Raw genomic sequence first — 24,642 nt, 5'->3', positions numbered from 1 at the left:
CCTGACATCTTTTGTCAGTGGTGGCTGGCAGACTTCGCCGGGTGCGCGCGAGCCGGCTGGTTTCCTTGCTGTTGCTGCTGCAGAACCGGGGGCGGATGAGCGCCGCCCGGCTGGCGGCGGAGCTCGGCGTGACCCCGCGAACGGTGTACCGCGACGTCGAAGCGCTCGCCGCCGCCGGCGTCCCGATCTACGCCGAAGGCGGCCCGGCCGGCGGCTACCAGCTGATGGACGGCTACCGCACCCGGCTCACCGGGCTGACCGAGGACGAAGCCGGGTCCCTGTTCCTCACCGGGCTGCCGCAGCCGGCTGCCGAGCTGGGCCTGGGCGCACAGGTCGCCGCGGCCGAGCTGAAGCTGATGGCGGCGCTGCCGACGCCGTACCGGGACGCGTCGGTGCGGATCCGGCAGCGGTTCCACCTCGACGCGCCGGGCTGGTACCGGGAAGCGGACCCGGTGCCGCAGCTGCTCGCGGCCGCGGAAGCGTTGTGGCAGGACCAGGTCGTCGAAGTCCGCTACCGCCGCTGGTCGCCGACGCCCGGCGTCGTGACGCGGCGGCTGCACCCGCTCGGCCTGGTGCTCAAGGCCGGCGTCTGGTACCTCGTCGCGGGCCCGCGGCCGCGCACCTACCGCGTCGGCAACATCGAGGAACTCCGGGCGCTCGACGAGCACTTCACCCGGCCGGCCGGCTTCGACCTGGCCGATTTCTGGCGCGTGCACGTCGAACGCTACGAAGACAACGAAGACGGCGAGACCGCACTCGTCCGGTTGTCGGCCGCGGGAATCGCGGCCCTGCCGGACATTCTCGGCCCGCGGGCCGCGCGGCTCGCGGAACGCACGCTCGAACCCGCGGACGGCGAAGGTCGGCAGCGCGCGAAAATCCCGCTCGAAAGCGTCCCCCACGCGGCCGCCGGGCTCCTGCGGCTCGGCGCGGACGCGCAGGTGCTGGCACCCGCGGAACTGGTGGCGCACATGGGAAAGACGATCCGCGCGATGGCGCGGCTGTACCCCTGTGGTGAAGACGGCTAGTCCCGGAAATAGCCCAGCTGCGCGGAAAGCTCCTCCGCCGCCTCGATCATCGGCTTCACGATCTGCTTCACCCGCTGTTTCGAAAGCCGGTACGACGGCCCGGAGGCGCTCATCGCGGCGACGACCTCACCACTCGGGCCGTGGATCGGCACGGCGACGGCGTGCATGCCGAGCTCGAGTTCCTCGTAGCAGGCCGCATAACCGTCTTCGACGACCCGGTCCAGCTCGGCCAGCAGCTCTTCCGGCTCGACCGTCGTGCGCGGGGTGTACTGCTCGAGCTTCCGCTTCAGCACCCGCTTGCGCTCGGTTTCGCCCATGTACGCCAGCAGGATCTTGCCGCTCGAGGTCGCGTGCAGCGGCGTTCGCTGGCCCGTCCAGTTCTGCGTGGTGATCGCCGCCGACCCGCGGGCCTGGCTGATGTTGATGGCGACGCCGTCGTCGGCGATGGCGATGTTCACCGTCTCGCCCAGTTCGTCGGCCAGCGCCAGGCAGCTCGCCCGGCCCAGTTTCGCGAGGTCCATCCGGCCGGTCGCGGCCCCGGCCAGCCGGACGATGCCGAACCCGATCGCGTACTTCCCGCGTTCGCCGAGCTGCTCGACCAGGCCTCTCGTCTCCAGGACGCTGAGCAGGCGCGACGCCGTCGACTTGTGGACGCCCAGTTCGCCCGCGATCTCGGTGATGCCGGTTTCGCCGTTGCGCGCGAGCAGTTCCAGCACGCTGATGGCCCGGTCGACCGACTGCACCTGGCTCTGAGTTGCGTTGCCGGAGTCCTGGTTCCGCATGGCGCAACAGTATCCGCTTCGCGGTCTTCCTATCGGCTGAGTGGGCGAATCTCTTGACGAGGACGCCCCCGAGGCCGGATTGTTGCGGAGGAGGCACAGAGTCTCACTATGCGCAACTTTCACGGACCGGCTGGGCATCTGGCCAGTCGTTACCCTGAGCCCTTCTCGCAGGTCCGTGAAGGCTGCGCCGGACGCCCGGCGCGGCCTTCACGGACCGTCCAAAGCGGCCGGTACCGGCACCCGGATGGAGCAGGCAACCCTGGCGATCTTGATCTTTCTGGTGGTCAAACACGCGGGTCGTGCGTGCGGGCGCCGGAACTAGTGCGAATATGTGGTCATGAAGGCACGTGTTCTCGTGGTCGACGACGACCCCGCCCTCGCGGAGATGCTCACCATCGTGCTCCGTGGGGAGGGGTTCGACACGGCGGTGGTCGCCGACGGCTCACGCGCGCTGCCCGCGCTGCGTGAGCTGAAGCCCGACCTCGTCCTCCTCGACCTGATGCTGCCCGGGATGAACGGGATCGACGTCTGCAAGGCGATCCGCGCCGAGTCCGGGGTGCCGATCGTCATGCTCACCGCCAAGAGCGACACCGTCGACATCGTCCTCGGCCTGGAGTCCGGCGCCGACGACTACGTCGTCAAGCCGTTCAAGCCGAAGGAGCTGGTCGCGCGGGTCCGGGCCCGCATGCGCCGCACCGAGGCCGAGCCCGCGGAGTCGCTCACGATCGGCGACCTGGCGATCGACGTGCCGGGCCACGAGGTCACCCGCGAGGGCAAGGCCATCCCGCTGACCCCGCTGGAGTTCGACCTGCTGGTGGCGCTGGCCCGCAAGCCGCGTCAGGTGTTCACCCGCGAGGTGCTGCTCGAACAGGTGTGGGGCTACCGGCACGCGGCCGACACCCGGCTGGTGAACGTGCACGTCCAGCGCCTGCGGTCCAAGGTCGAGAAGGACCCGGAACACCCCGAGGTGGTGTTGACCGTTCGCGGCGTCGGGTACAAGGCCGGCCCGCCGTGATCACCCGATGACCACGGAGACGGCAGGCAGGCTCCCCGCCTCCGCGCGTTCGACGGCACGCCTGGTCCGGCGTGTCGTCGTTTTCGCGCGCCGTCGCGCGGTCGCGTTCAACGAGCTGTGGAAGCACTCGCTGCAGTTCCGCGTCACCGTGTCGACGCTCGCGCTGTCCTCGGCCGTGGTCTTCGTGCTGGGCATGGTGCTGCAGAACCAGATCACCGAACGGCTGCTGGACACCAAGCGCGTGGCGGCGATCGCGCAGACCCGCGCGGCCGCGGAGACGGCCGCCGGTGAGCTCGTCGGCCTCGGCTCCGAAAGCGGCGACGCGCTGAAGAACCGGCTCGAGAACGCGCTGAAGAAGATCGCGATCACGCCGACCAGCCAGGAGGCGGCCGGGTCGGCGGCGGGCACGTTCGTCCCGGTGCTCGCCAGCGGCGGCCGCGACCAGGCCAGCGGCACGGAGTTCGCGGGCCCGTTCGAGAGCGTGCCGCCGCGGCTGCGCCAGTTCGTCGAGGCCGACCAGACCAGCTGGCTCGAGCACACCGTCCCCGACTCCGCGGGCGGGCGCACGACGTACCTGATCGTCGGCACCCCGCTCAACACCGTCGCCAGCCCGCTGCAGCTCTACCTGCTGTTCCCGTTGACGACCGAGCAGAACACCGTCTCGACGGTCCAGAACACGCTGCTGGTCGGCGGGCTCGTGCTGCTGCTCCTGCTGGCCGGCATCACGAACCTGGTGACGCGGCAGGTGGTGCGGCCGGTCCGCCAGGCCGCCGCGGCGGCCGAGCAGTTCGCCGGCGGCGACCTCGACCAGCGGCTCGCCGTGCTCGGCGAAGACGACCTCGCGAAGCTCGCGGTGTCCTACAACGAGATGGCCGCCAGCATCCAGCGCCAGATCCGCCAGCTCGAGGAGTTCGGCGGGCTGCAGCGCCGGTTCACCTCCGACGTCTCGCACGAGCTGCGCACGCCGCTGACCACGGTCCGGATGGCCGCGGACGTGCTGCACGCGTCCCGCGAGCAGTTCCCGGCCGGGCTCGCGCGCTCGACCGAGCTGCTGGTCGACGAGCTCGACCGGTTCGAGGCGCTGCTCGGTGACCTGCTGGAGATCAGCAGGCTCGACGCCGGCGTCGAAGAGCTGTCGGCGGAGTTCATCGACGTCCGCCCGATCGCCACCCGCGCGGTCGAGCAGGTGCGGGTGATCGCCGGCAACGCGGGCAGCTCGGTGGAGCTCGTGCTGCCGGACGAAGAGGTGATCGCCGAGGTCGACGCCCGGCGCGTCGAGCGGATCCTGCGCAACCTGCTCGCCAACGCCGTCGACCACAGCGAGGGCAAGCCGGTGGTGCTGACCCTCGGCGCCAACGAAACCGCCGTCGCCATCACGGTCCGCGACCACGGTGTCGGCCTGCGTCCCGGCGAGGCCGACCTGGTGTTCAACCGGTTCTGGCGCGCGGACCCGTCGCGCAACCGGCGCACCGGCGGCACCGGGCTCGGCCTGGCGATCAGCCAGGAGGACGCGCGCCTGCACGGCGGCGAGCTCGAGGCGTGGGGCGAGCCCGGCAACGGCGCCTGCTTCCGGCTCCTGCTGCCGCGCCACCAGGACGTGCCCGCCGGCGACCCGCCGCTGGCCCTGCCGCCGCCCGACCGCTTCGCCACCGAGGTGCCGCTCGGGATCATCGACGTCACGCCGGCGCCGGAGGCGATCTTCGCCGAACGTGAGGGAATCGGTCAGTGAAACCACACGTCTTCCGGGGGACGGCGGCGAAGCTCCTGCTCGCCGTGCTGAGCCTGGTGCTGCTGGCCGGCTGCGCGAACGTGCCGCTGGAGTCGCAGCCCATGGTCGTCCCGGGCGAGCGCCAGGGCCAGAGCGTCGGCGACGTCGTGCCGGAGCCGCCGCCGAACATCGACCCGCTTTCGCTGGTCCGCGCGTTCGTCGAGGCCACGCTCAAGCCCGGGCAGAACAACGCCGCCGCCCGCGCCTACCTCGACGAGCAGAGCCGGGCGAACTGGCGGCCGAGCCGCAGCCTGACGATCATCCAGGACACCTTCGGCACGGTCTACGACACCGCGCCGCCGCCGGACCCGGGCACGCAGGTCGTCAACGTGCGCGGGATCGACATCGGCACGCTGGACCAGAACAGCGCGTTCGTGCCGGACTACACCTCGGCCCTGCTCCAGGTGAAGGTGCGCAAGCAGGCGAACAACCAGTGGCGGATCGTCGACCCGCCCGCCGACCTGTACGCGACCCAGTCCGACTTCAGCGAGAACTACACGCCGGTGCCGGTGAGCTTCTATTCGGAGTCGTCGGCCACCTTCGTCCCGGATCGGCGCTACGTCGTCGCGAAGCCGCAGTCCGGGCTGCCGGGCCGGGTGATGGACCTGCTGCTCAGCGGGCCGTCGGCGAGCTTGGCCGGCGCGGTGAAGAACCTGCTCGGCGAGCCGGTCGAGATCGACTCGAACGTCAAGAGCCTCGACGACGGGACGCTGGTGGTGCCGCTGACCGGGCTCTCGGGGGTGCCCGACGACATCCGGCACCTGATGGCGGCGCAGATCGTGCTGTCACTGCAGTACGTCACGTCGGCCCGGATCCGCATCCTCGCCGACGGCGCCCCGCTCGTGCCGAACCACCCGGACTGGCGGCGCAACGACCTCCCCGCGTACGACGCGGCGCTGTCGATCAACGTCGACCTGCAGGGCCTGATGACGGTGGGCGGCCGGATCCGTTCCCTCAGCGACGGCAACCCGGTGGCGGGCCCGGCGGGCAACGGCGGGTACGACGTCGTCAGCGCGGCCCAGTCGATCGACGGCAAGCGCCTGGCGGTGGTGGAGCGCAGCGGCGGCGCGGTCCGCCTGCGCATCGGCGACCTCGGCCACGACCTGGCCCTGACCACCCTCGGCGGCAGTTCCCTGACCCGCCCGACGTGGCGCCCGGGCACGGGCGAGGTGTGGACGGTGGTCGACGGGCTGTCGGTGGGCCGCATGGTGCTGGACCCGAACGGCCACTGGACGGCCCTGACTGTCAACGCGACGGACCTGACCCAGCAGGGCGCCATCACGGAGCTCCGGTTCTCCCGCGACGGAGCCCGCGTCGCGGCGGTGATCAAGGGCGAGCTGTGGGTGGCCTCGGTGGTCGTCAACGGCGATTCGGTGTCCCTGCGCGAGCCCCGGCTGCTGCAGCCCCACGACCTCGAGGACGTCGTCGACGTGGACTGGGTGGCCCAGGACGGCCTGGTGGCGGTGACGAAGTCGCCGTCCCAGCCGGTGGTCAGAGTGACGGTGGACGGCCAGCGCATAGACGCGTTCAACAGCAGCAACCTGACCCCGACGGTCCACGGCGTCACGGCGGCCCCCAACCGCCCGATCGTGGTGGCGGACACGAGCGGCCTGTGGACGGCCTCCGAGCTCGGCGAGGTGTGGCGCCCGCACAGCCACACGATGAAGGACGCGGACCCGTTTTATCCGGGCTGATCTTTTTCACCCGGGTGAGTGATCGCTGAGGGGCCGAAACTGTCGGTGCCGGTCGTGACACTGTCCGTGTGCTGAAGACACTGATCGATCTGCTGATCCCCAGCCGCTGCGCAGCGTGCGGAGCCCGGGGCACGCCGTGCTGCGCAAGGTGCGTCGAGACGTGGGGAGCACCCCGCGAGGTGGTCCGCGGCCCGACGGCGGGGCTGGTGCGGGTGTTCACGCTGGCGAGGTACCGCGGGGTGGGCCGGAGGTTGCTGATCGCGTACAAGGAGCGGGGGCGGCGTGATTTGGCGCCGTCTTTGGGGAGGGTGCTGGCGGAGGCGTTGGCCGAGCTGCCCTTGCCGGGGTTGGCTCGGGCTGTCGCTTCGGGGGAGCGTTCGGCTGGTGCGGCGGCGGTCCCGGGGGAGCGTTCGGTCCCAGGGCGGCCGGCTGCTCGCCCGGTGGCGGGCGGTCAGCCGTCGCCCAAGCCGATCTGCCTGGTCCCGGCCCCCAGCCGCCCCTCGGCGGCACGAGTACGAGGCGGCCCGCACATCGAGCGCCTGGCCAACGCGGCAGCGAGCGTCCTGGCAGCGCGCGGCATCGAGGCGGTGGTCGCCCCGGCACTGGAGCTGGCGGGAAGCGCCCGCGACGCGGTCGGCCTGGGCCGCGAACAGCGCATGGCCAACCTCGCCGGCCGCCTGCGCTTCCGCGCGGCCGGACGCCCGCCCCCAGGCACCAGCATCGTGATCCTGGACGACGTGATCACCACCGGAGCCACGGCGGCAGCCTGCACCCGAGCCCTGGCGGCAGAGGGGTTTACGGTCTCCGCCGTCCTGACCCTGCTCGCAGCCGGCTGAAGCGGCCGGGCTCCCGGGAGCCCGCGAAAGGACGACCCATGTGAACCACTGTGGCCCAGCCAGCCGAAGCGCGCAGGCCGGCCGAGCAGAAAGGCGGCTCGGCGCCTCACCACCAACCCCCAGCCCGGGCTCCGGCTCCGGCTTGGGCTCCGGCTCAGCCCAACCTGGGTACGCCCCGCCCGGAAACTTTTGACCCAGCCGGGGCCCGTGCGCAGCTCGGCCAACCCGACCCGGGCCCGTGCCCGCCCCGGCCAATCCAACCCAGCCCGGCGAGGCGCAGTCACCACCCCGGTCCAGGGCCGAGCCCATCCCGGCCAACCCAACCCAACCCAATCCAGCCCGGCGAGCGCTGCCACCCAACCCAGCCCGGCGAGCCGCCACACCCAACCCGGCGAGCCGCCACACCCAACCCGGGAATCCGCCACCACCCCACCCCGCCACGCCCGCCCCCGCAGCCCTCCACCCACCCCCCGACCCCACTGCAAACCCACCCCCAGCTCACCAAAACCAAACCCTGGTACCGGTTCCGCCCCCACCTCCAAAAAACCAAAGAACCCCCAGCTCCAGCCCCAAAAACCCCACCAACCCGAACAACCCCGGCACCCGGGTGAACCAAAAGTCACCTACACGAGTGACATCAACCGGGAACGCGAACGGACCGGCGCCCGTTGTCCGGGCATGAGGGTGTCGATCACGATCACTCGACCGCCGCACCACTCCACCGGAGTGGCGGCTGTGGGAGATCGGGCCGTCACCCTCGGCGTCCACCAGGAGGTAGCGATGCGCCGTCCGTGTGATCACACGAAGACCGCGGCGCGTCCGACCAGCGGGTGTTTTGCGGTGCCCACTTCGCGATCACTGCGCGGGGTGACCGAGTCCCATCCCCTGACATCCCCCGGCTCGGGGGCTGTTGTAACGGGCGTGAGGAAGCTAACGTGCTCCGCAATCAGCAATCCCCGCAGGCAGGGAGGTGACGAGCCCATGTCCCTGGCGCCGGAGGTGCGCTGAGTCCGCGCTCGGTCACCGGCACGAGACGTCGTCAACCGTTTCCGAGTTCCTTCTCAGCCCGCGATCCGGGCTTCCGTCCCCGCAATACCGGCGCCGTGTGAAAACACAACAGCTCGCAGTCATCTCAGCGAGGGAGGTCGTGTATGGACATCGTCGTTAAGGGCCGCAACGTGGAGGTGCCCGATCACTATCGGGCACTCGTCGGCGAAAAGCTGGCCCGCCTCGAGCGCTACGACAGGAAAGTCATCCGGTACGACGTGGAACTGTTCCACGAACCCAACCGGCGCCAGGCCAAGAGCTGCCAGCGCGTCGAAATCACCGGAAAGGGGCGAGGCCCGGCCGTACGCGCTGAAGCGTGTGCCGCCGACTTCTACGCGGCGCTCGATTCCGCAGTCACCAAGCTGGAAAACCGGCTGCGGAGGACACACGACCGGAGGCGCGTGCACTACGGCCGCAGCCGCCCGGAATCGGTCGCCGAAGCGACCTCGGCACTGCCGGGTGGTGGATCCCCGGCCGCAGCCAGTCCCGCCGCGCGTACCGCGGTGTTGGACGCACCCGAAGCCGAGCCGCAGACGAACGGCTTCGCGAGTGCCGAAGAATTCCACCTGCCCCAGCAGCAGAGCTGGACCGACGACGACCTGGGTCACCAGCCCGGCCGCGTCGTTCGCGAGAAGCAGCACACCGCGGAGCCCATGACGGTGGACCAGGCTCTCTACGAGATGGAGCTGGTCGGCCACGACTTCTACCTCTTCAACGACTCCGACGCGGGCCGGCCCAGCGTGGTCTACCGGCGGAAAGGCTTCGACTACGGCGTGATCCGGCTCGGCTGAGCCGGGCGCAAGGGAGGTCTGTCGGAGGGTCCGCACGTGCTCGCGTGCGGACCCTCCGCATGTCAGAACCCGCCGGCCGACGGCTGAATAAGGTTCTCAGGACGTACGGCGTGTGCACACGAGGGCCACCGTTCCCTACGATGGGGGTGGGAAGGTGGCGCCGAACACGGCCGCCACCGCGGGAGAACCTGCCCGGGACCGGCCTGGGCGCGCTCATGATCAGCTAGTGAGGTCGACCGGATGGTGCTGAACCGCCTGCTCCGCGCGGGTGAGGGCAAGATGGTGAAGCGGCTGCGCAACATCGCCGATCACATCAACACCCTCGAAGACGACGTCAAGGACCTGACCGACGCCGAGCTGCGGGCCAAGACCGAAGAGTTCCGCAAGCGCAACGGCGACGGCGAATCCCTCGACGAGCTGCTGCCGGAGGCCTTCGCGGTCGTCCGGGAAGCGGCCAAGCGGGTGCTCGGCCAGCGCCACTTCGACGTCCAGCTCATGGGCGGCGCGGCGCTGCACCTCGGCCAGGTCGCCGAGATGAAGACGGGCGAGGGCAAGACGCTGACCTGCGTCCTGCCGGCCTACCTCAACGCGATCCCCGGCAAGGGCGTCCACGTCGTCACGACGAACGACTACCTGGCCAAGCGCGACTCGGAGTGGATGGGCCGCATCCACCGCTTCCTCGGCCTCGAGGTCGGCGTCATCCTCTCGGAGCAGCAGCCGGACGTGCGGCGCGCGCAGTACAACGCCGACATCACCTACGGCACGAACAACGAGTTCGGCTTCGACTACCTCCGCGACAACATGGCGTGGAGCCTCGACGACTGCGTGCAGCGCGGCCACAACTTCGCCATCGTCGACGAGGTCGACTCGATCCTCATCGACGAGGCCCGCACGCCGCTGATCATCTCCGGCCCGGCCGACCAGTCGTCGCGCTGGTACGTCGAGTTCGCGCGCCTGGCCCCGCTGATGCAGGGCATCGACACCACCACCATGGGGTCGCGTGAGCGCGTCGAGAAGACGAACCTGATCAACTCGAAGTACCACTACGAGGTCGACGTCCGGAAGCGCACCGTCGCCGTCACCGAGAAGGGCGTCCGGTTCGTCGAGGACCAGCTCGGCATCGAGAACCTCTACGAGGCCGCCAACACCCCGCTGGTCGGGTACCTGAACAACGCGCTCAAGGTGAAGGAACTCTTCCACCGCGACAAGGACTACATCGTCCGCAACGGCGAAGTCATGATCGTCGACGAGTTCACCGGGCGCATCCTGCACGGCCGCCGCTACAACGAGGGCATGCACCAGGCGATCGAGGCCAAGGAAAAGGTCGAGATCAAGGCCGAGAACCAGACGCTGGCCACGATCACGCTGCAGAACTACTTCCGGCTCTACGAGAAGCTGTCGGGCATGACCGGTACGGCCGAGACCGAGGCCGCCGAGTTCCACCAGACCTACAAGCTGGGTGTGGTGCCGATCCCGACGAACCGGCCGATGATCCGCCAGGACCAGCCGGACCTGATCTACAAGACCGAGCAGGCCAAGTTCGAGGCCGTCGCCGAGGACATCGCCGAGCGGCACGAGAAGGGCCAGCCGGTCCTGGTCGGCACCACGAGCGTCGAGAAGTCCGAGCACCTGTCGAAGCTGCTGGTCAAGCTGAGCGTGCCGCACGAGGTGCTGAACGCGAAGCACCACGACCGCGAGGCGCTGATCGTCGCGCGCGCCGGCCAGAAGGGCGCCGTCACGGTCGCCACGAACATGGCGGGCCGCGGTACCGACATCGTGCTGGGCGGCAACCCTGACCTCATCGCCGACCAGGTGCTGCGCGAGCGCGGCCTGGACCCGGTCGAGCACTCCGAGGAGTACGAGGCCGCCTGGCCCGAGGTCCTCGAGCAGGTCAAGGCCGAGTCGAAGGCCGAGGGCGAGGAGGTCCGCGAGGCGGGCGGCCTTTACGTGCTGGGCACCGAGCGCCACGAGTCGCGCCGGATCGACAACCAGCTCCGCGGTCGTTCCGGCCGCCAGGGCGACCCGGGCGAGTCCCGCTTCTACCTGTCGCTCGGTGACGAGCTCATGCGCCGCTTCAACGCGACCATGGTCGAGCGCGTCATGACGACCATGCGGCTGCCCGACGACGTGCCGATCGAGCACAAGATGGTCTCCAAGGCCATCAAGAGCGCGCAGACCCAGGTCGAGCAGATCAACATGGAGCAGCGCAAGGACGTCCTCAAGTACGACGAGGTCATGAACGAGCAGCGCAAGGTGATCTACGCCGAGCGCCACCGCGTCCTGGCCGGCGAGAACCTGCGCGACCAGATCGAGGGCATGCTCGAGGACGTCGTCAACGCCTATGTGGACGGTGCGACGGCCAACGGCTACGCCGAGGACTGGGACCACGAGAAGCTGTGGTCGGCGCTGAAGCAGCTCTACCCGGTCAGCGTGACCTGGGACGAGCTGATGGAGGACGGCGACCTCGACGCCGACGGCCTGCGCGAGGCCCTGCTCGCGGACGCCCGCCGTGCCTACGACCAGCGCGAGCAGGAGATCAACGCGCTCGTCGGCCCGGAGGGCATGCGGACCCTGGAGCACCAGGTGATGCTGACGGTCCTCGACCGCAAGTGGCGTGAGCACCTCTACGAGATGGACTACCTCAAGCAGGGCATCGGCATGCGGGCGCTGGCGCAGCGCGACCCGCTGATCGAGTACCAGCGCGAGGGCTTCGACATGTTCCGCGCGATGCTCGACTCGCTGAAGGAGGAGGCCGTCGGCTTCCTGTTCAACCTGCAGGTCGAGCGCGCCGAGGCGCCGCCGGCCGAGGAAGCCGCGGCGCTGCCGACGGGCGTCCCGGTCGGCAACGGCCAGGCGACCGAAGGCCGTCACGCGCGGCCGGCGCCGCCGCAGCCGCCGACGACCGACACCGAGTCCGTCCCGGCCGCACTGCGCGGCAAGGGCCTGGGCGGCGGTGCCCCGCAGTCGGGCATGATGCTGTCCGGCCCGGGCGAGGACGGCGAGGTCGAGTCCCACGCCGAGGGCGGGCCGCAGGCCGCGGGCGGTGGCGCCGGCGGTACGCGTCGCGACCGTCGCGCCGCCCAGCGCGATGCCGCCAAGAAGGGCAAGAAGGGCCCGCGTCGCTGACACGGGTATGACCGGTTCGGGGCGCGCGGGGAAATCCGCGCGCCCCGAAGTCATTGATGGGGGACGTCTCGATGACCACGGCGGATCCACAGGAGTTCTTCGCGCTGTTCGCCGCCGAGCGGCGGCCGGACCCGTACCCGCACTACCGCCGGTGGCGGGAGAGCCGTCCGGTGGCGGCGTTGGCTGACCGGATGTTCGCGGTCAGCGGCCTCGCCGAAGCCACGCAGGTGCTGCGCGACCCGGCGTTCGGCCACCCCGAACCCGAGTACCTGGATCCGGCGGACCGCCTCCCGGACCAGCCGGTCGACGAGTCGGGACGCGTGGTCCGGGCGTTCCTCTCGCTGAACCCGCCGGACCACACCCGCCTGCGGCGGCTGGTGGCGAAGGCGTTCACGCCGCGGATGGCCGAGCAGCTGGCGCCGCGCATCGAGGAGATCACCGCGTCGCTCATCGACCGCGCGCCGGCCGAGTTCGACCTGATGACGGCGCTCGCGAAGCCGTTGCCGGTCGAGGTGATCGCCGAGCTCCTGGGCGTGCCGCTGGACGACCGCGAGCGCTTCGCGGAGTGGTCGCACGCGATGGCGCGAGCCCTGGACCCGCAGTTCCTGCAACCGCCGGGGACGCTCGAGCCGGCGGTCAAGGCACGCCAGTCGTTCGTCGGCTACTTCCGTTCGCTGGCGGCCGAGCGACGGCGCACCCCGGGAGACGACCTCCTGTCGGCCCTGGTCGCGGTGTCGGACGCGGGCGACGTGCTCACCGAGGGCGAGCTGCTGGTGACGTTGACGTTGCTGTTGATCGCCGGCCACGAAACAACGACGAACCTGATCGGCAACGGAGTACTGGCGCTGCTGCGCGGCCCGGACGGCCTGAAACCACTGGGCACGGACGGCGAGCACGCGGCGCGGGTCGTGGAGGAGGTGCTGCGCTACGACTCGCCGGCCCAGCTGACGGCCCGCACGGCCCTGCGCGACACAACACTGGGCGGGCTGGCAGTACCGGCGGGCAGCCAGCTGATCATCTTGATCGGAGCGGCCAACCGCGACCCGGCAACGGGCCCGGCCCCGGAAACGTTCGACCCGGCCCGCGAGCCGGGCCGCCACCTGGCGTTCGGCCAGGGCATCCACTTCTGCCTGGGCGCGCCTTTGGCGAGGTTGGAGGCCCGGATCGCGTTCCGCGAGCTGGCCCGCCGCCGCCCGGACCTGACGCAGTCGGGCCCACCGGAGTGGAACCCGACAACGACGCTCCGCGGCCTGTCGGCCCTACCGGTGACAAGCGGCGGCTAGGCCGGCCGCGCGGAAGGGATTTGGGCGAGGCCGCGAGGCGCGGGCGAACGGAGCGAGGCGTTGCCGCTCGCAGCCCGGCCACCCGAGTACACCCAGCCCCCGGCGAGCGGGTCCGGCGCCGGGTGCCGCTCGCAGCCCGGCCACCCGGCCGCGACCCGAGCGCACCAAGCCCACCGGCCGTCGGCGAGCCAACCCACCCTCGGCGGTGCGCGACCCGCCTCACCCCGCTTCACGCCGCCCGCCGGTTCGGGTTTGCCTGCTGCCGCGGCTTCAACAGCGCGAATCGCTCGCACCGCCAGCCCGTCGGCGTGCGGGTGAAACGGGCCGCCAGTGCGAACGAGCGGCCGTCCGCCTCCACTCGGGCGCATGCCTCCACCACGTCCGGTGCCGGGGCGCACGTGTGGATCGTCTGCGTCCGGTGGCGGGGCCGCGCCCGGCTCGCACCGGTGAGCCCGGCGTACACCTCCGGCGCCACCAGTGCGCGGACCTGTGCCGCCGGGCGGCGGCCGTCGTACGCCTCCAGCAGCATGTTCACCAGGCGGCCCAGCTCGTCCGCTTCGAGCTGGCTCGGCGCCGGGCACCGCGAGCCGCGGCGGTGCTCGTGTGGTGTCACCTCGACCGGGCCCTCCGTCCGGCGAGGTGCCTCGAAGCGGGTCAATGTCCGCAACCGATGTTCCTCGATCATTTTTCCTGCCCTCCTGAGTCGACATTCGCTTGGAGGTGGGAAGCGACCGAAAAGAACATCGAATCGCACGATCCGGGCGAGAATTGCCGAAACCGTGGATTGCCGGCTGCCGATGCGGTATGCCGACCGGCAGCGTTGCGCTCTGCGAGACACCACGACGCCACCAGGCTATGGTGTGCCGGGTGCTGAAAGGGCTATTGGTCGATTTCGCCGGAGTTCTCACCGATCCCGACGCCGGTCGGTTCTACGAATACCTGGCGGTCGCACGCGAGCGCGGCGTACGCACCGCGCTGCTGTCCAACGCCCCAGGGGCATCGGACGAGGTCAAGAACACGATGTTCGACTATTTCGACGCTCTGGTGTTTTCCGGCGAGGTCGGCGTGGCGAAGCCGGACCCGGCGGTCTACCTGATCGCGGCCGACCGGCTCGGGCTGCCCGCGGTGCGCTGCGCGTTCGTCGACGACTCCGCGACGAACATCCGCGGCGCCGTCCAGGCGGGCATGGTCGGGGTGCACCACCGGTCGGTCAGCGAGACGCTCGACGAACTCGCCGTGCTGTTCCCGGCGGGGTGAGGCTCAGCGGGCGCGGCGGACCAGCTCGAACGACAGCACCGCGGCGGCGGCCGAGACGTTCAGCGACTCGACGTCGCCCGGCATCGGGATCGACAGCCATTCCGTGACGAGCTCGCCGACTTCCGGCCCGACCCCGGCCGTCTCGCCGCCGAGGACGAACGCCGCGCGCTGCGGCAGGTCGACGTCGAACACCGTCGTGCGCGCCGACGCGCCCAGCGCGTAGAGCCCGTAGCCGGCTTCGGCGAGCATTTCCGCGGCTTCGCGCGCCGACCCGCAGCGCAGCACGGGTGCGCGGAACGCCACCCCGGCCGACGCCTTGACCACCAGCGGGTCGAGCGCCGCGACGCCGCGCCGCGGCACGATCACGCCGTCCAGCCCGGCCGCGGTCGCCGTCCGCAGGATCATGCCGACGTTCGCGGGCGTGGTGATGCCGTCGAGCAGCAGCACCCGTGACGGCGGCCGCCGGTCGGCCAGTGCCGCGGAAAGCGCTCGCATCCGGGGCGCGACGACGTCGGCGAGCACGCCCTGGTCCTGCTTGCCGTTGCCGGCGAGGACCTTGACCCGGTGCTCGCTGGCGCGCTGCACCGGCACGCCGGCGGCCTTCGCCGCGCGCTGGATCTCGGCCGCGCCGGGGCCGCGGGCGGTGTCGGCGAGGATCACCTTGTCCACGCGCAGGCCGTCGTCCGCCAGTGCCTCGAGCACCGGCTTCCGGCCGTACACGGTCAGGAAGCGGTCCTTCGGCGAGATTGTCGACTCATCACCCACACCCGGAAGTCTCGCATCATGAAAGGATCGGCCCATGCCCGACCGCCTTTCCGCGCTGGACGCCTCGTTCCTCTACGTCGAGGACCACGCGACCCCGATGCACGTCGGCGGCGTGGCGATCTTCGAGCGGCCGCGCTCCGGGTTCGGCTACGCACAGCTGGTCGACCTCATCGGCGGGCGGCTGGCGTACCTGCCGCGCTACCGGCAGCGCGTCCTGGAGGTGCCGGGCCACCTGGCGCGGCCGGTGTGGGTGGACGACGTCGACTTCGACCTCAACTACCACGTCCGGCGTTCGGCGCTGCCCCAGCCGGGCAGTGACGAGCAGCTGTTCGACCTGGTCGCGCGCCTGATGTCGCGGCGGCTGGCGCCGGAGCGGCCGCTCTGGGAGGCGTACTTCATCGAGGGGCTGGCCGGCGACCGGGTGGCGCTGGTCACCAAGACCCACCAGTCCGTTGTGGACGGTGTCGGCACGATCGACCTCGGCCAGATCGTCCTCGACCCGGCACCGGCCGAGCCGGAGCCGTTCGAGGACACCTGGACGCCGCGCCGCGAGCCGAGCCGCGGCCAGCTGGTCATGGACGCGATCAGCGAGGGCGTCCAGCGGCCGGGCGAGGTCGTGGAGAACGTCCGGTCCGCGGCGAACGACGCGGTCGCGGCGGCGGGCAAGTTCGCCGAGACGCTCGGCGGGGTGGCGTCGACGCTGCGCACGCTGGTCAGCCCGGCGCCGCCCGGGCCGCTGAACGTCCGCGTCTCGGGCGGCCGCGTGTTCGCCGTGGTCCGCACACGGCTGGAGGACTTCCGCAAGATCCGCGCGGCGCACGGCGGCACGGTCAACGACGTCGTCCTCGCGGCCATCACGGGTGCGCTGCGCGAATGGCTGCTTTCGCGCGAGGTCCCGCTGACGCCGGACACGACGATCCGCGCGCTGGTGCCGCTGGCGGTCCGCGACGCCGAAACGCCCGAGTACTCGACGCCGGGCCTGGTCGGCAACCAGGTGGCGGCGTACCTGGTGGACCTGCCGGTGGGCGAGCCGAACCCGGTCCTGCGGCTGCAGCACATCGGGCACGCGATGGCCGAGCACCTGGATTCGGGCCGCTCGGTGGCGGCGCGCGGGCTGCTCAAGGTCGGCGGCTTCGCCCCGGCTACGCTCCATTCGCTCGGCGCGCGAGCGGCGGGATCGCTGTCCGGGCGCATCTTCAACGTCATGGTGACCAATTCACCGGGCCCGCAGGTGCCGATGTACGCGGGAGAGGCCAGACTGGTCGAGATGTTCCCGGTGATGCCGCTGATGCGCACCCAGGCGCTGGCGATCGGGGTGACGTCGTACCACGGCGGCGTCTACTTCGGACTGAACGGCGACCGCAAGGCCGCCTTCGACGTCGACCTCGTCGCCGGGATGATCGAAGAGTCCCTGGAAGAACTGAAGGGTGCGCACTGGTGAGGGTCTATCTGCCTGCGACCATCGCGATGCTTCGCGACCTCGAGTCATCGGGGGAGTTCCGCGCCCGCAGCGGCACGGCGTTCGCGCTGACGCCGGCGTTGCGCGAGGCGTACGTGAGCGGGTCCGACGAGGAGCTGGAGTACGCGGCGCTGCTGGACGCGGCCCGGGCCTCGCTGCGCTTGATCGCGGCGGAGGAGAAGGGCGAGCCGCGCCGGGTGGTGGTGTCGGCGGACGTCGCGGGCGTGACGCTGCGCCCGGACCTGGACGCCCCGGTGGTCCGCATCGGCGGCCCGATCCCGCTGTCGGCGGTGGCGGCGATCCACGTGGACGCCCCGGAGGCGGCCGAGGCGGTCGCCGCGGCGGCGGCGGTGATCGACGCGGCGGACCTCGGAGATCCGGACGCGGAGTTCACGCTGGGGGACGCCGAGGACCACGAGCTGGCTTGGTATGCGCCGCAGGAACTGCCGTTTTTCCTGGAGCTGCTTTGAGTTGTCCCCGGGTGGGGTGACTATCCCACCTCACCCGCCGGCGGCGGCTGGACGTCGACCGGGCTGCCCCAGTCCGAATACCGCGTCGTGATGCGAGCCTCGGAGCCCGGCAGGATCGGCGAGAGGTTCAGCACGATCTGCAACGGCCGGTGCGTCTGGTCGAGCCACAGCTCCACCGGGAACTTCCCGCCCACCCGGCCCGCCGCGTCCGGTGGCAGCCCCGCCGGCAGGTCGGTGCCCAGCCGGGCCAGGTCGAGGTCGATGCGGTAGTGCTCCGCCGGCACGCCGCCCAGGTTCGTGCGCTCGGCCGCGACTATCGTGCCCGCCGTCCGGATCTCGCGCAGCGTGTGTGCCGGGTCGTTCTGCTCCGCCAGCTGCGTCAGGCTGCCGCCCGCGACCTCGGAAAAGGAATCCGTGCCGTCCGCCGCGACCACCGTCCACGGCTTGCCTGCCTCGTCGCGCGAGCCTTCCGGCAGCTTCGCGTACAGCTTCCCCGCCACCAAGCGCAGCTCCACCGGCTCGCCGAGGAAGTCCGTCGTCATCACCTGGGCCGTCCCGCCGTCGCCGAACCGCGCCTGGCCCTGGCCCTTCGACCGGACCGAGCCGACCGCGACGTCCGTGGTGAACTTCGCCGAGCCGCCGCTTGTCGTGGCCGCTGTGGCCGCGTCGGCCAGTGCTCGTGCGTCCTCGAACGCCGGGCGGGGCGGGGGGTCGGAACAGGCGCTCGCGAGCAAGGCGAACAGCAGCACCACGGCGGCTTTGCGCATGGTGCCAACAAAAACACAGCCGTTTCACCGATCTCGTTCGGGGGAGCCGCCGCTACTCAGCGTCGCCCCGACGCGTCAGGACTCGGTGCCGCGGGTCATGTCGTGGCCGCCGCGGGACGACAGCAGGCGCCGCAGTGAAGCCAGCCGCTCGGGGCTTGCCCTGCCTTCGGTGACGACGTCGTCGAGCGCGCAGTCCGGGTCCTCCGGCGCGCCGAGGTGCCCGCAGCCCGACGGGCACTCCTCGGCGGCTTCGGCGAACTCCTCGAAGGCGTCCACGATGTCGTCCGCCGTGACGTGGGCCAGCCCGAACGACCGGACGCCGGGGGTGTCGATCACCCAGCCGCCGTCCGGCAGCGGCAGTGCCACCGCCGCGACCGACGTGTGCCGCCCCTTGCCGACCGCGCTCACCACGCCGACCGCCAGCTCGGCGTCCGGCACCAGGCGGTTGACCAATGTCGACTTGCCGACACCGGAGTGCCCGACCAGCGCCGTCACGCGGTCCTTCAGCATCTCGGCCAGGCCTTCGGGCTCTTCGTCGAAGCGGGTCACGATCGCCGGGACGTCGAGGCCCGCGTAGCCAGCCAGGAGCTCGTCCGGGCTGGCCAGGTCGGCCTTCGTCAGGCACAGGACCGGCTCGACGCCACCCGCGTAGCAGGCGACGAGGCAGCGGTCGATGAAGCCGGTGCGCGGCGGCGGGTCGGCGAGCGCGGTGACGATCAGCAGGCGCTCGGCGTTCGCCACGACCAGCCGCTCGTACGGGTCGGTGTCGTCGGCCGTGCGCAGCAGGGAGCTGGTGCGGTCGTCGACGCGGACGATCCGCGCGAGGGTGTCCGGCTTGCCGGAGACGTCGCCGACGATGCCGACGCGGTCGCCGACGACCACCGGCGTCCGGCCCAGCTCGCGGGCCCGCATCGCGGTGACGACCCGGGCCGGATCGGCGTCGATCGCGCAGGTCCAGCGGCCGCGGTCCTTGCCGATGACCATGGCCGTGACGGCGTCGGCGTGCTCGGGACGGCGTTTGCTGCGGGGCCGGCTGCCCTTGCCCGGACGCACGCGGACGTCGGACTCGTCCAGCTTGCTCCAGTCGTTGCGCGCCAAACCCGTCGTCCTCTCGTGTGCGGTGCCCACCCGAATGATCCCACGCCGCTCGCCACGGCCCTGGCCTGCGTGTAACGATGACTCATCCGGCAAGAGGAGGCGCTATGTGCGGCCGCTACGCCGCCACGAAGGATCCGGCGAAGCTGATCGAGGAGTTCGACGCGATCGACCTCACCGAAGGCCACGCGCGCGCCGACCACAACGTGGCGCCGACGAAGAACGTGGTCACGGTCGTGCAGCGGCACCCGCGTGACGAAGACGGCCAGGTCCTCGAGGACGAGCCCGCCGAGCGTTCGCTGCGGATGATGAAGTGGGGCCTGGTGCCGTTCTGGGCCAAGGACCCGTCGGTCGGCTCGCGGATGATCAACACGCGCGCCGAGACGGCACGCGAGAAGCCCGCTTTCCGCCGCGCGCTGGTGTCGCGCCGCTGCCTGGTGCCGGCCGACGGCTGGTTCGAGTGGCGCCGCACGGGCAAGGAGAAGGAGCCGTTCTACATGACGGCGCCGGATGATGCGTCGATCGCGTTCGGCGGGATCTGGGAGAGCTGGCGGCCGAAGGACGACGACGGGGCGGCGCCGCTGATCACGTTCTCGATCATCACGACCGACGCGGCCGGGCAGCTCACCGACGTCCACCACCGGATGCCGCTCATCGTGCCGAAGTCGCGTTGGGACGGCTGGCTGGACCCGGACCGCGAAGACGTCACCGACCTGCTGGTGCCGACGCCCGAGGACATCGTGGCTTCGCTGGAGCTGCGGCCGATCTCGACCAAGGTGAACAACGTCCGCAACAACGGGCCCGAGCTGCTCGAGCGGGTCGACCCGGCGCACGAGGGCACCCTCTTCTCATGACGGCGATCCCGATCGAGACGGCCTACGGCCCGGCGCGGGTGTACCTGCACTGCGCCGAGGAGGGCGACGCGGTCCTGATGCTCGGCCACGGCGCGGGCGGCGGCCTCGGGGCGAAGGACCTGGTGGCGGTGACGCGCGCGGCCCGGGACGCGGGCGTGCACGTGGCGCTGGTCGAGCAGCCGTACAAGGTGGCGGGCCGCCGCGCGCCGGCCCCGGCGAACCAGCTGGACACGGCCTGGCTGACGGTGGCGGACGAGCTGTCGGCGCGCTTCGACGGCCTCCCGTTCGTGTTCGGCGGCCGCTCGTCGGGGGCCCGGGTGGCCTGCCGGACGGCGTCGGCCGGCCAGGCGGTGGCCGTGCTGTGCCTGGCGTTCCCGGAGCACCCGCCGGGCCGCCCGGAGAAGACGCGCCAGCCGGAGTTCGACGCGGTCGAGGTGCCGACGCTGGTGATCCAGGGCGAGCGTGACCCGTTCGGGCGACCGAAGCCGGGACCGCACCAGGAGCTGGTCCTGGTGGACGGCGACCACAACCTGGGGAAGGACCTGGAGACGGTGTCCCGGGCCGCGACGGAGTGGCTGTCGCGGGTGTTGCGGCCGCTGGCCTGAGCTCAGGCGGCGATCGGCGCCACCACGGCGCCGGTCAGCCGGATGAGCTCGCCGGGTGCCAGCTCCACCTCCAGCCCGCGCCGGCCGGCCGAACAGAACACCGTCTCGAACGTCTCCGCCGACGCGTCGATCACCACCGGCAGCCGGCTCCGGTGGCCCAGCGGCGAGATCCCGCCCAGCACGTAGCCCGTCGCGCGCTGGGCCGCCGCCGGGTCGGCCATCTTCGCCTTCTTGCCGCCCGCCGCGGCCGCCAGTGCCTTCAGGTCCAGCTGGCCCGTGACCGGGACCACACCCACCGTCAGGCGGCCGTCCACCTCCGCCACCAGCGTCTTGAACACCCGCGCCCGGTCCAGGCCGAGGGCCTCGACCGCCTCCAGCCCGTACGACTCCGCGCGCGGGTCGTGGTCGTACGCGTGCAGCGTGTGCGCCACTTTTTGCTTCGACAGCAACGCCGTCGCCGGGGTGCCCTTGCCAGCCATGGCGGAAGTCTAGGGAATGCCCGATCACCCCGATCGGTTGTACGGGACGTGACAACAACGCTCGCCACCACACGCTCACGCAGCCGCCGCCGTCCCGAGGCACCGGCGAACCGCGGCGTGCCCGGTCCCCGCGTAAACTCGGGTCCGCCGTATGCGCGCACGCGCATCGACGCCGAGCGGGAAGGGAACGGTTTGCCGAGCACGCAGAACTCAGCGCCGGAAGAAGCGACCGAGGCCGAGCGCGCCGAGCGTTTCGAGCGGGACGCGATGCCGCTGCTCGACCAGCTGTACTCGGCCGCGATGCGGATGACCCGCAACCCCGCCGATGCCGAGGACCTGGTCCAGGAGACCTACCTGAAGGCGTATGCCGCCTTCGCGTCCTTCAAGGCCGGCACGAACCTCAAGGCCTGGATGTACCGCATCCTGACCAACACCTACATCAACGGCTACCGCAAGCGGCAGCGGCAGCCGGTGCAGGCGCCCACCGAGGAGATCACCGACTGGCAGATCGCCAAGGCGGAGAGCCACACCTCCAGCGGGCTCCGGTCGGCCGAGGTCGAGGCGATGGACAACCTGCCCGACACCGACGTCAAGGCCGCCCTGCAGAAGCTGCCCGAGGAGTTCCGGCTGGCCGTCTACCTGGCCGACGTCGAGGGCTTCGCGTACAAGGAGATCGCCGAGATCATGGACACGCCCATCGGCACCGTGATGTCCCGCCTGCACCGCGGCCGCGCGCAGCTGCGCGACCTGCTCGCCGACGTGGCCCGCGAGCGTGGCTTCATCCGGGGTGCCCGTGAGGAGGTGGCGGGGCGATGAACGACATGTGCGAAGGCGCGTCCGACAAGGTCCGCTGCGAAGAGGCGCTCGCCGACATCTACCTGCTGCTCGACCGCGAGTGCAGCCCCGAGCGCGACGCCGCGTTGCGCGCCCACATCGAGGACTGCCCGCCGTGCCTCGAGGAGTACGGCATCGACGAGCACATCAAGCAGCTGCTGGCCCGCAAGTGCGGCGGCGACCACGCGCCGGCCGAGCTGAAGAGCCGGCTGCGCGCGTCGATCCGCCAGACCGTCGCCTCCCGCGGCGGCGTCACCGTGGAGCGCACCGAGATCACCCTCGAGCAGCGCTCCGAGTAGCGCCCGAGCACTACGAAGGCCCCCACACTCACGGTGTGGGGGCCTTCGTCATGCCGAACGCTCAGGCGTTGGGCTTCTTGCCGTGGTTCGCGCCGTTCTTCTTCCGGTCGCGACGCTTGCGGGCGCGCTTCGACATGCTCACTCCTCGTCGTCAAAGCTGGTCAACCTCTCAAGTGTGTCATGACGGCCCGCTCTGGTTTGATGGGGTGCGTGTCCACGCTCGCCGAACTGCTCGCCGACAACACCGGCCTGCCCGGGGAGGCGGCGGACCACCTGCAGACCGTCGTCGCCGAGTGGCAGCTGCTGGCCGACCTGTCCTTCGCGGACTTCCTGCTCTGGGTCCCGGTGACCGAGGAACTGCAGCCGGACGGCGGCGACTTCGTCTGCGTCGCGCACGCGCGGCCGACGACGGCGCCCACCGCGCACCCCGAGGACGTCGTCGGCACGCGGTTCACGGTCCAGGAGCACCCGCAGCTGGCGAAGGCCATGCGCGAGGTGCGGATCTGCCGCGAGGAGGACCCGCACTGGTACCGCGACCTGCCGATGCGGCGTGAGGCGATCCCGGTCCGGTTCCACGACGAGGTCATCGCCGTGATGAGCCGCGAGACGAACCTGGCCGCGCCGCGCGTGCCCTCGCCGTTGGAGATCGCCTACCTCGGCAGCGCCGGCGACCTGTGCCAGATGATCGTGGACGGGACTTTCCCGCCGAACGGCACCAACGCGACGGACACGCACACGTCGCCGCGGGTGGGTGACGGGCTGATCCGGCTCGATTCGAGCGGCACGGTCGTGTTCGCGAGCCCGAACGGGTTGTCCGCGTACCACCGGATGGGGCACGAGTCCGACCTGGTCGGGACGCGCCTGGCGCCGCTGACGCGCTCGCTGATCCGCGACCCGTTCGACGCGACCGAGGTGTCCCACCGGATCATCGAGGCTCTCGACGGGAAGCCGTCGAGCCGCACGGAGGCCGATTCGCGGCGGGGCGCGGTGGTGCTGTTCCGCGCGCTGCCGCTGCGGCCGGCCGGGCAGGCGGCGGGCGCCCTGGTGCTCGTCCGCGACGTCACCGAGGTGAAGCGGCGCGATCGCGCGCTGCTGTCGAAGGACGCGACGATCCGTGAGATCCACCACCGGGTGAAGAACAACCTGCAGACGGTGGCGGCGCTGCTGCGCCTGCAGTCCCGGCGGACGACGTCGGAGGAGGCGCGGCTCGCCCTGGCGGAGTCCGTGCGCCGGGTGACGTCGATCGCCCTGGTGCACGAGGCGCTGTCGATCTCGGTGGACGAGCGCGTCGACCTCGACAAGCTGCTCGACAACGTCCTGCCGATGGTCGGCGAGGTCGCGACGGCGGAGTCGCAGGTCAGCCTGTCGCGGAAGGGCTCGTTCGGGGTGGTGGTCGCGGAGATCGCGACGCCGCTGGTGATGGTGCTGGCCGAGCTGGTGCAGAACGCGATCGAGCACGCCTTCCCGGCGGGCCGGTCGGGCAAGGTCGAGCTGATCGTGGAGCGCTCGGCCCGCTGGCTGGACGTCGTGATCCGCGACAACGGCCGCGGCCTGCCGTCGGGGTTCTCGCTGGAGCGTTCGGACGGCCTGGGGCTGCAGATCGTGCGGACGCTGGTGGAGTCCGAGCTGCGGGGCTCCCTTTCGCTGCGGAAGGTGCGGACGGAGGCGTCGTCGACCCGCGTGACGGGGACGGAAGCCGCGCTGCGCATACCGCTGTCCCGCCGCCTCTGACTCGTGTCGTCCCCCCAATCACGCGTGTCGTCTCCCTGATCACGCGAGTTGACCGCTCAATCACGCCGCTGCGCTTCGACGGTGTGATTGAAGGGCCGACTCGCGTGATGGGGAGGTCGACACGCGTGATGGGGAGGTCGACACGATGAAGGCCCGGCACCAGGTGCGTGGTGCCGGGCCGTTCAGCGCTTCGCGGGAGGACTTGAAGTCCCGGTGAGGTTTCACCGCACCCGTCGCCAGGTGGTTTCGCCTCACTTGTTAAGCTCAAGCCGGGTAGGTATCACCCCAGACGGCGTGGACACAGGCGTGCCCGCCGGGTGAATTTCTCCGCGGCTCGGGTGGTGCAAGCAGTGAAAATCAGGCGTTGGTACGCGTGCCAATGTGCGTACGGCGGCGCTTGAGCGCGCGTCGCTCGTCTTCGCTCATGCCGCCCCACACGCCCGCGTCCTGGCCGCTGGCCAGAGCCCAGGCCAGGCAGTCGGAAGCGGAGGGGCAGCGGTGGCACACGGCCTTCGCCTGAGCTACCTGCGACAGAGCAGGACCGCTGGTTCCCACCGGGAAGAACAGCTCGGGGTCCTCGTCTCGGCAGGCCGCGTCGTGGCGCCAGTCCATGTTCGTGAGCTCCTTCATATGGCGCGGGAGGGCCGCGCCACAGTCGTC

At 71.2% G+C, this 24,642-nt stretch carries 24 protein-coding genes; 16 read left to right on the top strand and 8 right to left on the bottom strand.

Going from position 1 to position 24,642, the window contains the following annotated elements:
• Positions 1–41 precede the first annotated feature (41 nt).
• Entirely contained in the window at positions 42–1,025 is a 984-nt protein-coding gene (locus tag BLW76_RS41715) for a helix-turn-helix transcriptional regulator (RefSeq protein ID WP_091317684.1), read from the top strand.
• Here BLW76_RS41715 and BLW76_RS41710 read toward each other — a convergent pair.
• Positions 1,022–1,807: an IclR family transcriptional regulator gene (locus BLW76_RS41710; protein ID WP_091317682.1), complete on the bottom strand. Its 786-nt coding sequence runs from the start codon at positions 1,805–1,807 to the stop codon at positions 1,022–1,024. The genes BLW76_RS41715 and BLW76_RS41710 overlap by 4 nt on opposite strands.
• A gap of 337 nt (positions 1,808–2,144) precedes the next feature.
• On the opposite strand from BLW76_RS41710, the gene mtrA reads away from it, so the two are divergent.
• The 7 genes from mtrA to BLW76_RS41675 all read left to right on the top strand — a co-directional run bounded on the left by mtrA (position 2,145) and on the right by BLW76_RS41675 (position 13,367).
• Positions 2,145–2,822: an MtrAB system response regulator MtrA gene (gene mtrA / locus BLW76_RS41705; RefSeq protein ID WP_005150760.1), complete on the top strand. Its 678-nt coding sequence runs from the start codon at positions 2,145–2,147 to the stop codon at positions 2,820–2,822.
• 7 nt (positions 2,823–2,829) lie between these two features.
• On the top strand, positions 2,830–4,551 hold the full coding sequence (gene mtrB, locus BLW76_RS41700; RefSeq protein WP_091317681.1) for an MtrAB system histidine kinase MtrB: 1,722 nt from the start codon (positions 2,830–2,832) through the stop codon (positions 4,549–4,551).
• Positions 4,548–6,284, top strand: a complete 1,737-nt coding sequence (locus tag BLW76_RS41695; protein ID WP_091317679.1) for an LpqB family beta-propeller domain-containing protein — start codon at positions 4,548–4,550, stop codon at positions 6,282–6,284. The genes mtrB and BLW76_RS41695 overlap by 4 nt, the downstream gene beginning before the upstream one ends.
• Positions 6,285–6,355: 71 nt before the next feature.
• The gene (locus tag BLW76_RS41690; RefSeq protein WP_091320527.1) at positions 6,356–7,120 is read left to right on the top strand and encodes a ComF family protein; all 765 of its coding nucleotides are present in this window, start codon (positions 6,356–6,358) and stop codon (positions 7,118–7,120) included.
• A 1,151-nt stretch (positions 7,121–8,271) separates the two neighbouring features.
• Positions 8,272–8,958, top strand: a complete 687-nt coding sequence (gene hpf / locus BLW76_RS41685; protein WP_091317677.1) for a ribosome hibernation-promoting factor, HPF/YfiA family — start codon at positions 8,272–8,274, stop codon at positions 8,956–8,958.
• A gap of 240 nt (positions 8,959–9,198) precedes the next feature.
• Positions 9,199–12,084: a preprotein translocase subunit SecA gene (gene secA / locus BLW76_RS41680; RefSeq protein ID WP_091317675.1), complete on the top strand. Its 2,886-nt coding sequence runs from the start codon at positions 9,199–9,201 to the stop codon at positions 12,082–12,084.
• 71 nt (positions 12,085–12,155) lie between these two features.
• The gene (locus tag BLW76_RS41675; protein WP_091320524.1) at positions 12,156–13,367 is read left to right on the top strand and encodes a cytochrome P450; all 1,212 of its coding nucleotides are present in this window, start codon (positions 12,156–12,158) and stop codon (positions 13,365–13,367) included.
• A gap of 229 nt (positions 13,368–13,596) precedes the next feature.
• Here BLW76_RS41675 and BLW76_RS41670 read toward each other — a convergent pair whose 3' ends face one another.
• The gene (locus tag BLW76_RS41670; RefSeq protein WP_091317674.1) at positions 13,597–14,052 is read right to left on the bottom strand and encodes an Rv3235 family protein; all 456 of its coding nucleotides are present in this window, start codon (positions 14,050–14,052) and stop codon (positions 13,597–13,599) included.
• A gap of 197 nt (positions 14,053–14,249) precedes the next feature.
• Between BLW76_RS41670 and BLW76_RS41665 the strand changes: the two genes are divergently transcribed.
• Positions 14,250–14,624 carry an HAD-IA family hydrolase gene (locus tag BLW76_RS41665; RefSeq protein ID WP_091317672.1) on the top strand — a complete coding sequence of 125 codons (375 nt, stop codon included), beginning with the start codon at positions 14,250–14,252 and terminating at the stop codon, positions 14,622–14,624.
• Between the two features lie 3 nt (positions 14,625–14,627).
• Here BLW76_RS41665 and BLW76_RS41660 read toward each other — a convergent pair whose 3' ends face one another.
• Positions 14,628–15,389, bottom strand: coding sequence for a TrmH family RNA methyltransferase (locus BLW76_RS41660; protein ID WP_091317670.1), 762 nt, complete (start codon positions 15,387–15,389; stop codon positions 14,628–14,630).
• Positions 15,390–15,423: 34 nt separating this feature from the next.
• Here BLW76_RS41660 and BLW76_RS41655 point away from each other — a divergent pair, with 34 nt between their 5' ends.
• Positions 15,424–16,830 carry a WS/DGAT/MGAT family O-acyltransferase gene (locus BLW76_RS41655; protein WP_091317669.1) on the top strand — a complete coding sequence of 469 codons (1,407 nt, stop codon included), beginning with the start codon at positions 15,424–15,426 and terminating at the stop codon, positions 16,828–16,830.
• Positions 16,827–17,318, top strand: coding sequence for a DUF6912 family protein (locus tag BLW76_RS41650; RefSeq protein ID WP_091317667.1), 492 nt, complete (start codon positions 16,827–16,829; stop codon positions 17,316–17,318). Before BLW76_RS41655 ends, BLW76_RS41650 begins: the two co-directional genes overlap by 4 nt.
• 20 nt (positions 17,319–17,338) lie before the next feature.
• On the opposite strand, the gene BLW76_RS41645 is transcribed toward BLW76_RS41650, so the two are convergent.
• Together BLW76_RS41645 and rsgA are read right to left on the bottom strand one after the other, a co-directional pair.
• Positions 17,339–18,085 carry an SCO4651 family lipoprotein gene (locus tag BLW76_RS41645; protein WP_091317666.1) on the bottom strand — a complete coding sequence of 249 codons (747 nt, stop codon included), beginning with the start codon at positions 18,083–18,085 and terminating at the stop codon, positions 17,339–17,341.
• 75 nt (positions 18,086–18,160) lie between these two features.
• Positions 18,161–19,183 carry a ribosome small subunit-dependent GTPase A gene (rsgA, locus tag BLW76_RS41640; protein ID WP_091317664.1) on the bottom strand — a complete coding sequence of 341 codons (1,023 nt, stop codon included), beginning with the start codon at positions 19,181–19,183 and terminating at the stop codon, positions 18,161–18,163.
• A gap of 104 nt (positions 19,184–19,287) precedes the next feature.
• Here rsgA and BLW76_RS41635 point away from each other — a divergent pair, with 104 nt between their 5' ends.
• Both BLW76_RS41635 and BLW76_RS41630 read left to right on the top strand, forming a co-directional pair.
• Positions 19,288–20,034 (top strand): SOS response-associated peptidase, encoded by a 747-nt coding sequence (locus BLW76_RS41635; protein WP_091317663.1) that lies wholly within the window; start codon positions 19,288–19,290, stop codon positions 20,032–20,034.
• Positions 20,031–20,639, top strand: coding sequence for an alpha/beta hydrolase family protein (locus BLW76_RS41630; protein ID WP_091317661.1), 609 nt, complete (start codon positions 20,031–20,033; stop codon positions 20,637–20,639). The genes BLW76_RS41635 and BLW76_RS41630 overlap by 4 nt, the downstream gene beginning before the upstream one ends.
• A gap of 2 nt (positions 20,640–20,641) precedes the next feature.
• Here BLW76_RS41630 and ybaK read toward each other — a convergent pair whose 3' ends face one another.
• Entirely contained in the window at positions 20,642–21,118 is a 477-nt protein-coding gene (ybaK, locus tag BLW76_RS41625) for a Cys-tRNA(Pro) deacylase (protein ID WP_091317660.1), read from the bottom strand.
• 192 nt (positions 21,119–21,310) lie between these two features.
• Between ybaK and BLW76_RS41620 the strand changes: the two genes are divergently transcribed.
• Positions 21,311–21,934 carry a sigma-70 family RNA polymerase sigma factor gene (locus BLW76_RS41620; RefSeq protein WP_091317658.1) on the top strand — a complete coding sequence of 208 codons (624 nt, stop codon included), beginning with the start codon at positions 21,311–21,313 and terminating at the stop codon, positions 21,932–21,934.
• Positions 21,931–22,251 (top strand): mycothiol system anti-sigma-R factor, encoded by a 321-nt coding sequence (gene rsrA / locus BLW76_RS41615; protein ID WP_086842729.1) that lies wholly within the window; start codon positions 21,931–21,933, stop codon positions 22,249–22,251. Before BLW76_RS41620 ends, rsrA begins: the two co-directional genes overlap by 4 nt.
• Before the next feature lie 61 nt (positions 22,252–22,312).
• On the opposite strand, the gene BLW76_RS50865 is transcribed toward rsrA, so the two are convergent.
• Positions 22,313–22,387 carry a 50S ribosomal protein bL37 gene (locus tag BLW76_RS50865; protein WP_098515123.1) on the bottom strand — a complete coding sequence of 25 codons (75 nt, stop codon included), beginning with the start codon at positions 22,385–22,387 and terminating at the stop codon, positions 22,313–22,315.
• A 74-nt stretch (positions 22,388–22,461) separates the two neighbouring features.
• On the opposite strand from BLW76_RS50865, the gene BLW76_RS41610 reads away from it, so the two are divergent.
• The gene (locus BLW76_RS41610) at positions 22,462–23,982 is read left to right on the top strand and encodes a sensor histidine kinase (protein WP_091320522.1); all 1,521 of its coding nucleotides are present in this window, start codon (positions 22,462–22,464) and stop codon (positions 23,980–23,982) included.
• Between the two features lie 357 nt (positions 23,983–24,339).
• Here the strand turns inward: BLW76_RS41610 and BLW76_RS41605 are convergent, their stop codons facing one another.
• The gene (locus tag BLW76_RS41605; protein ID WP_043777259.1) at positions 24,340–24,594 is read right to left on the bottom strand and encodes a WhiB family transcriptional regulator; all 255 of its coding nucleotides are present in this window, start codon (positions 24,592–24,594) and stop codon (positions 24,340–24,342) included.
• Positions 24,595–24,642 lie beyond the last annotated feature (48 nt).

This window comes from Amycolatopsis tolypomycina, assembly GCF_900105945.1.
GTDB lineage: Bacteria > Actinomycetota > Actinomycetes > Mycobacteriales > Pseudonocardiaceae > Amycolatopsis > Amycolatopsis tolypomycina.
This window is presented reverse-complemented; position numbering and strand designations above follow the sequence as displayed.

What these genes read in the sequence shown, in the direction of transcription:
- BLW76_RS41710 (WP_091317682.1), bottom strand. Translation starts at nt 1,807, where the DNA reads ATGCGGAACCAGGACTCCGGCAACGCAACTCAGAGCCAGGTGCAGTCG.
- mtrA (WP_005150760.1), top strand. Translation starts at nt 2,145, where the DNA reads ATGAAGGCACGTGTTCTCGTGGTCGACGACGACCCCGCCCTCGCGGAG.
- mtrB (WP_091317681.1), top strand. Translation starts at nt 2,830, where the DNA reads ATGACCACGGAGACGGCAGGCAGGCTCCCCGCCTCCGCGCGTTCGACG.
- hpf (WP_091317677.1), top strand. Translation starts at nt 8,272, where the DNA reads ATGGACATCGTCGTTAAGGGCCGCAACGTGGAGGTGCCCGATCACTAT.
- secA (WP_091317675.1), top strand. Translation starts at nt 9,199, where the DNA reads ATGGTGCTGAACCGCCTGCTCCGCGCGGGTGAGGGCAAGATGGTGAAG.
- BLW76_RS41675 (WP_091320524.1), top strand. Translation starts at nt 12,156, where the DNA reads ATGACCACGGCGGATCCACAGGAGTTCTTCGCGCTGTTCGCCGCCGAG.
- BLW76_RS41670 (WP_091317674.1), bottom strand. Translation starts at nt 14,052, where the DNA reads ATGATCGAGGAACATCGGTTGCGGACATTGACCCGCTTCGAGGCACCT.
- BLW76_RS41655 (WP_091317669.1), top strand. Translation starts at nt 15,424, where the DNA reads ATGCCCGACCGCCTTTCCGCGCTGGACGCCTCGTTCCTCTACGTCGAG.
- BLW76_RS41645 (WP_091317666.1), bottom strand. Translation starts at nt 18,085, where the DNA reads ATGCGCAAAGCCGCCGTGGTGCTGCTGTTCGCCTTGCTCGCGAGCGCC.
- BLW76_RS41635 (WP_091317663.1), top strand. Translation starts at nt 19,288, where the DNA reads ATGTGCGGCCGCTACGCCGCCACGAAGGATCCGGCGAAGCTGATCGAG.
- BLW76_RS41630 (WP_091317661.1), top strand. Translation starts at nt 20,031, where the DNA reads ATGACGGCGATCCCGATCGAGACGGCCTACGGCCCGGCGCGGGTGTAC.
- ybaK (WP_091317660.1), bottom strand. Translation starts at nt 21,118, where the DNA reads ATGGCTGGCAAGGGCACCCCGGCGACGGCGTTGCTGTCGAAGCAAAAA.
- rsrA (WP_086842729.1), top strand. Translation starts at nt 21,931, where the DNA reads ATGAACGACATGTGCGAAGGCGCGTCCGACAAGGTCCGCTGCGAAGAG.
- BLW76_RS41605 (WP_043777259.1), bottom strand. Translation starts at nt 24,594, where the DNA reads ATGGACTGGCGCCACGACGCGGCCTGCCGAGACGAGGACCCCGAGCTG.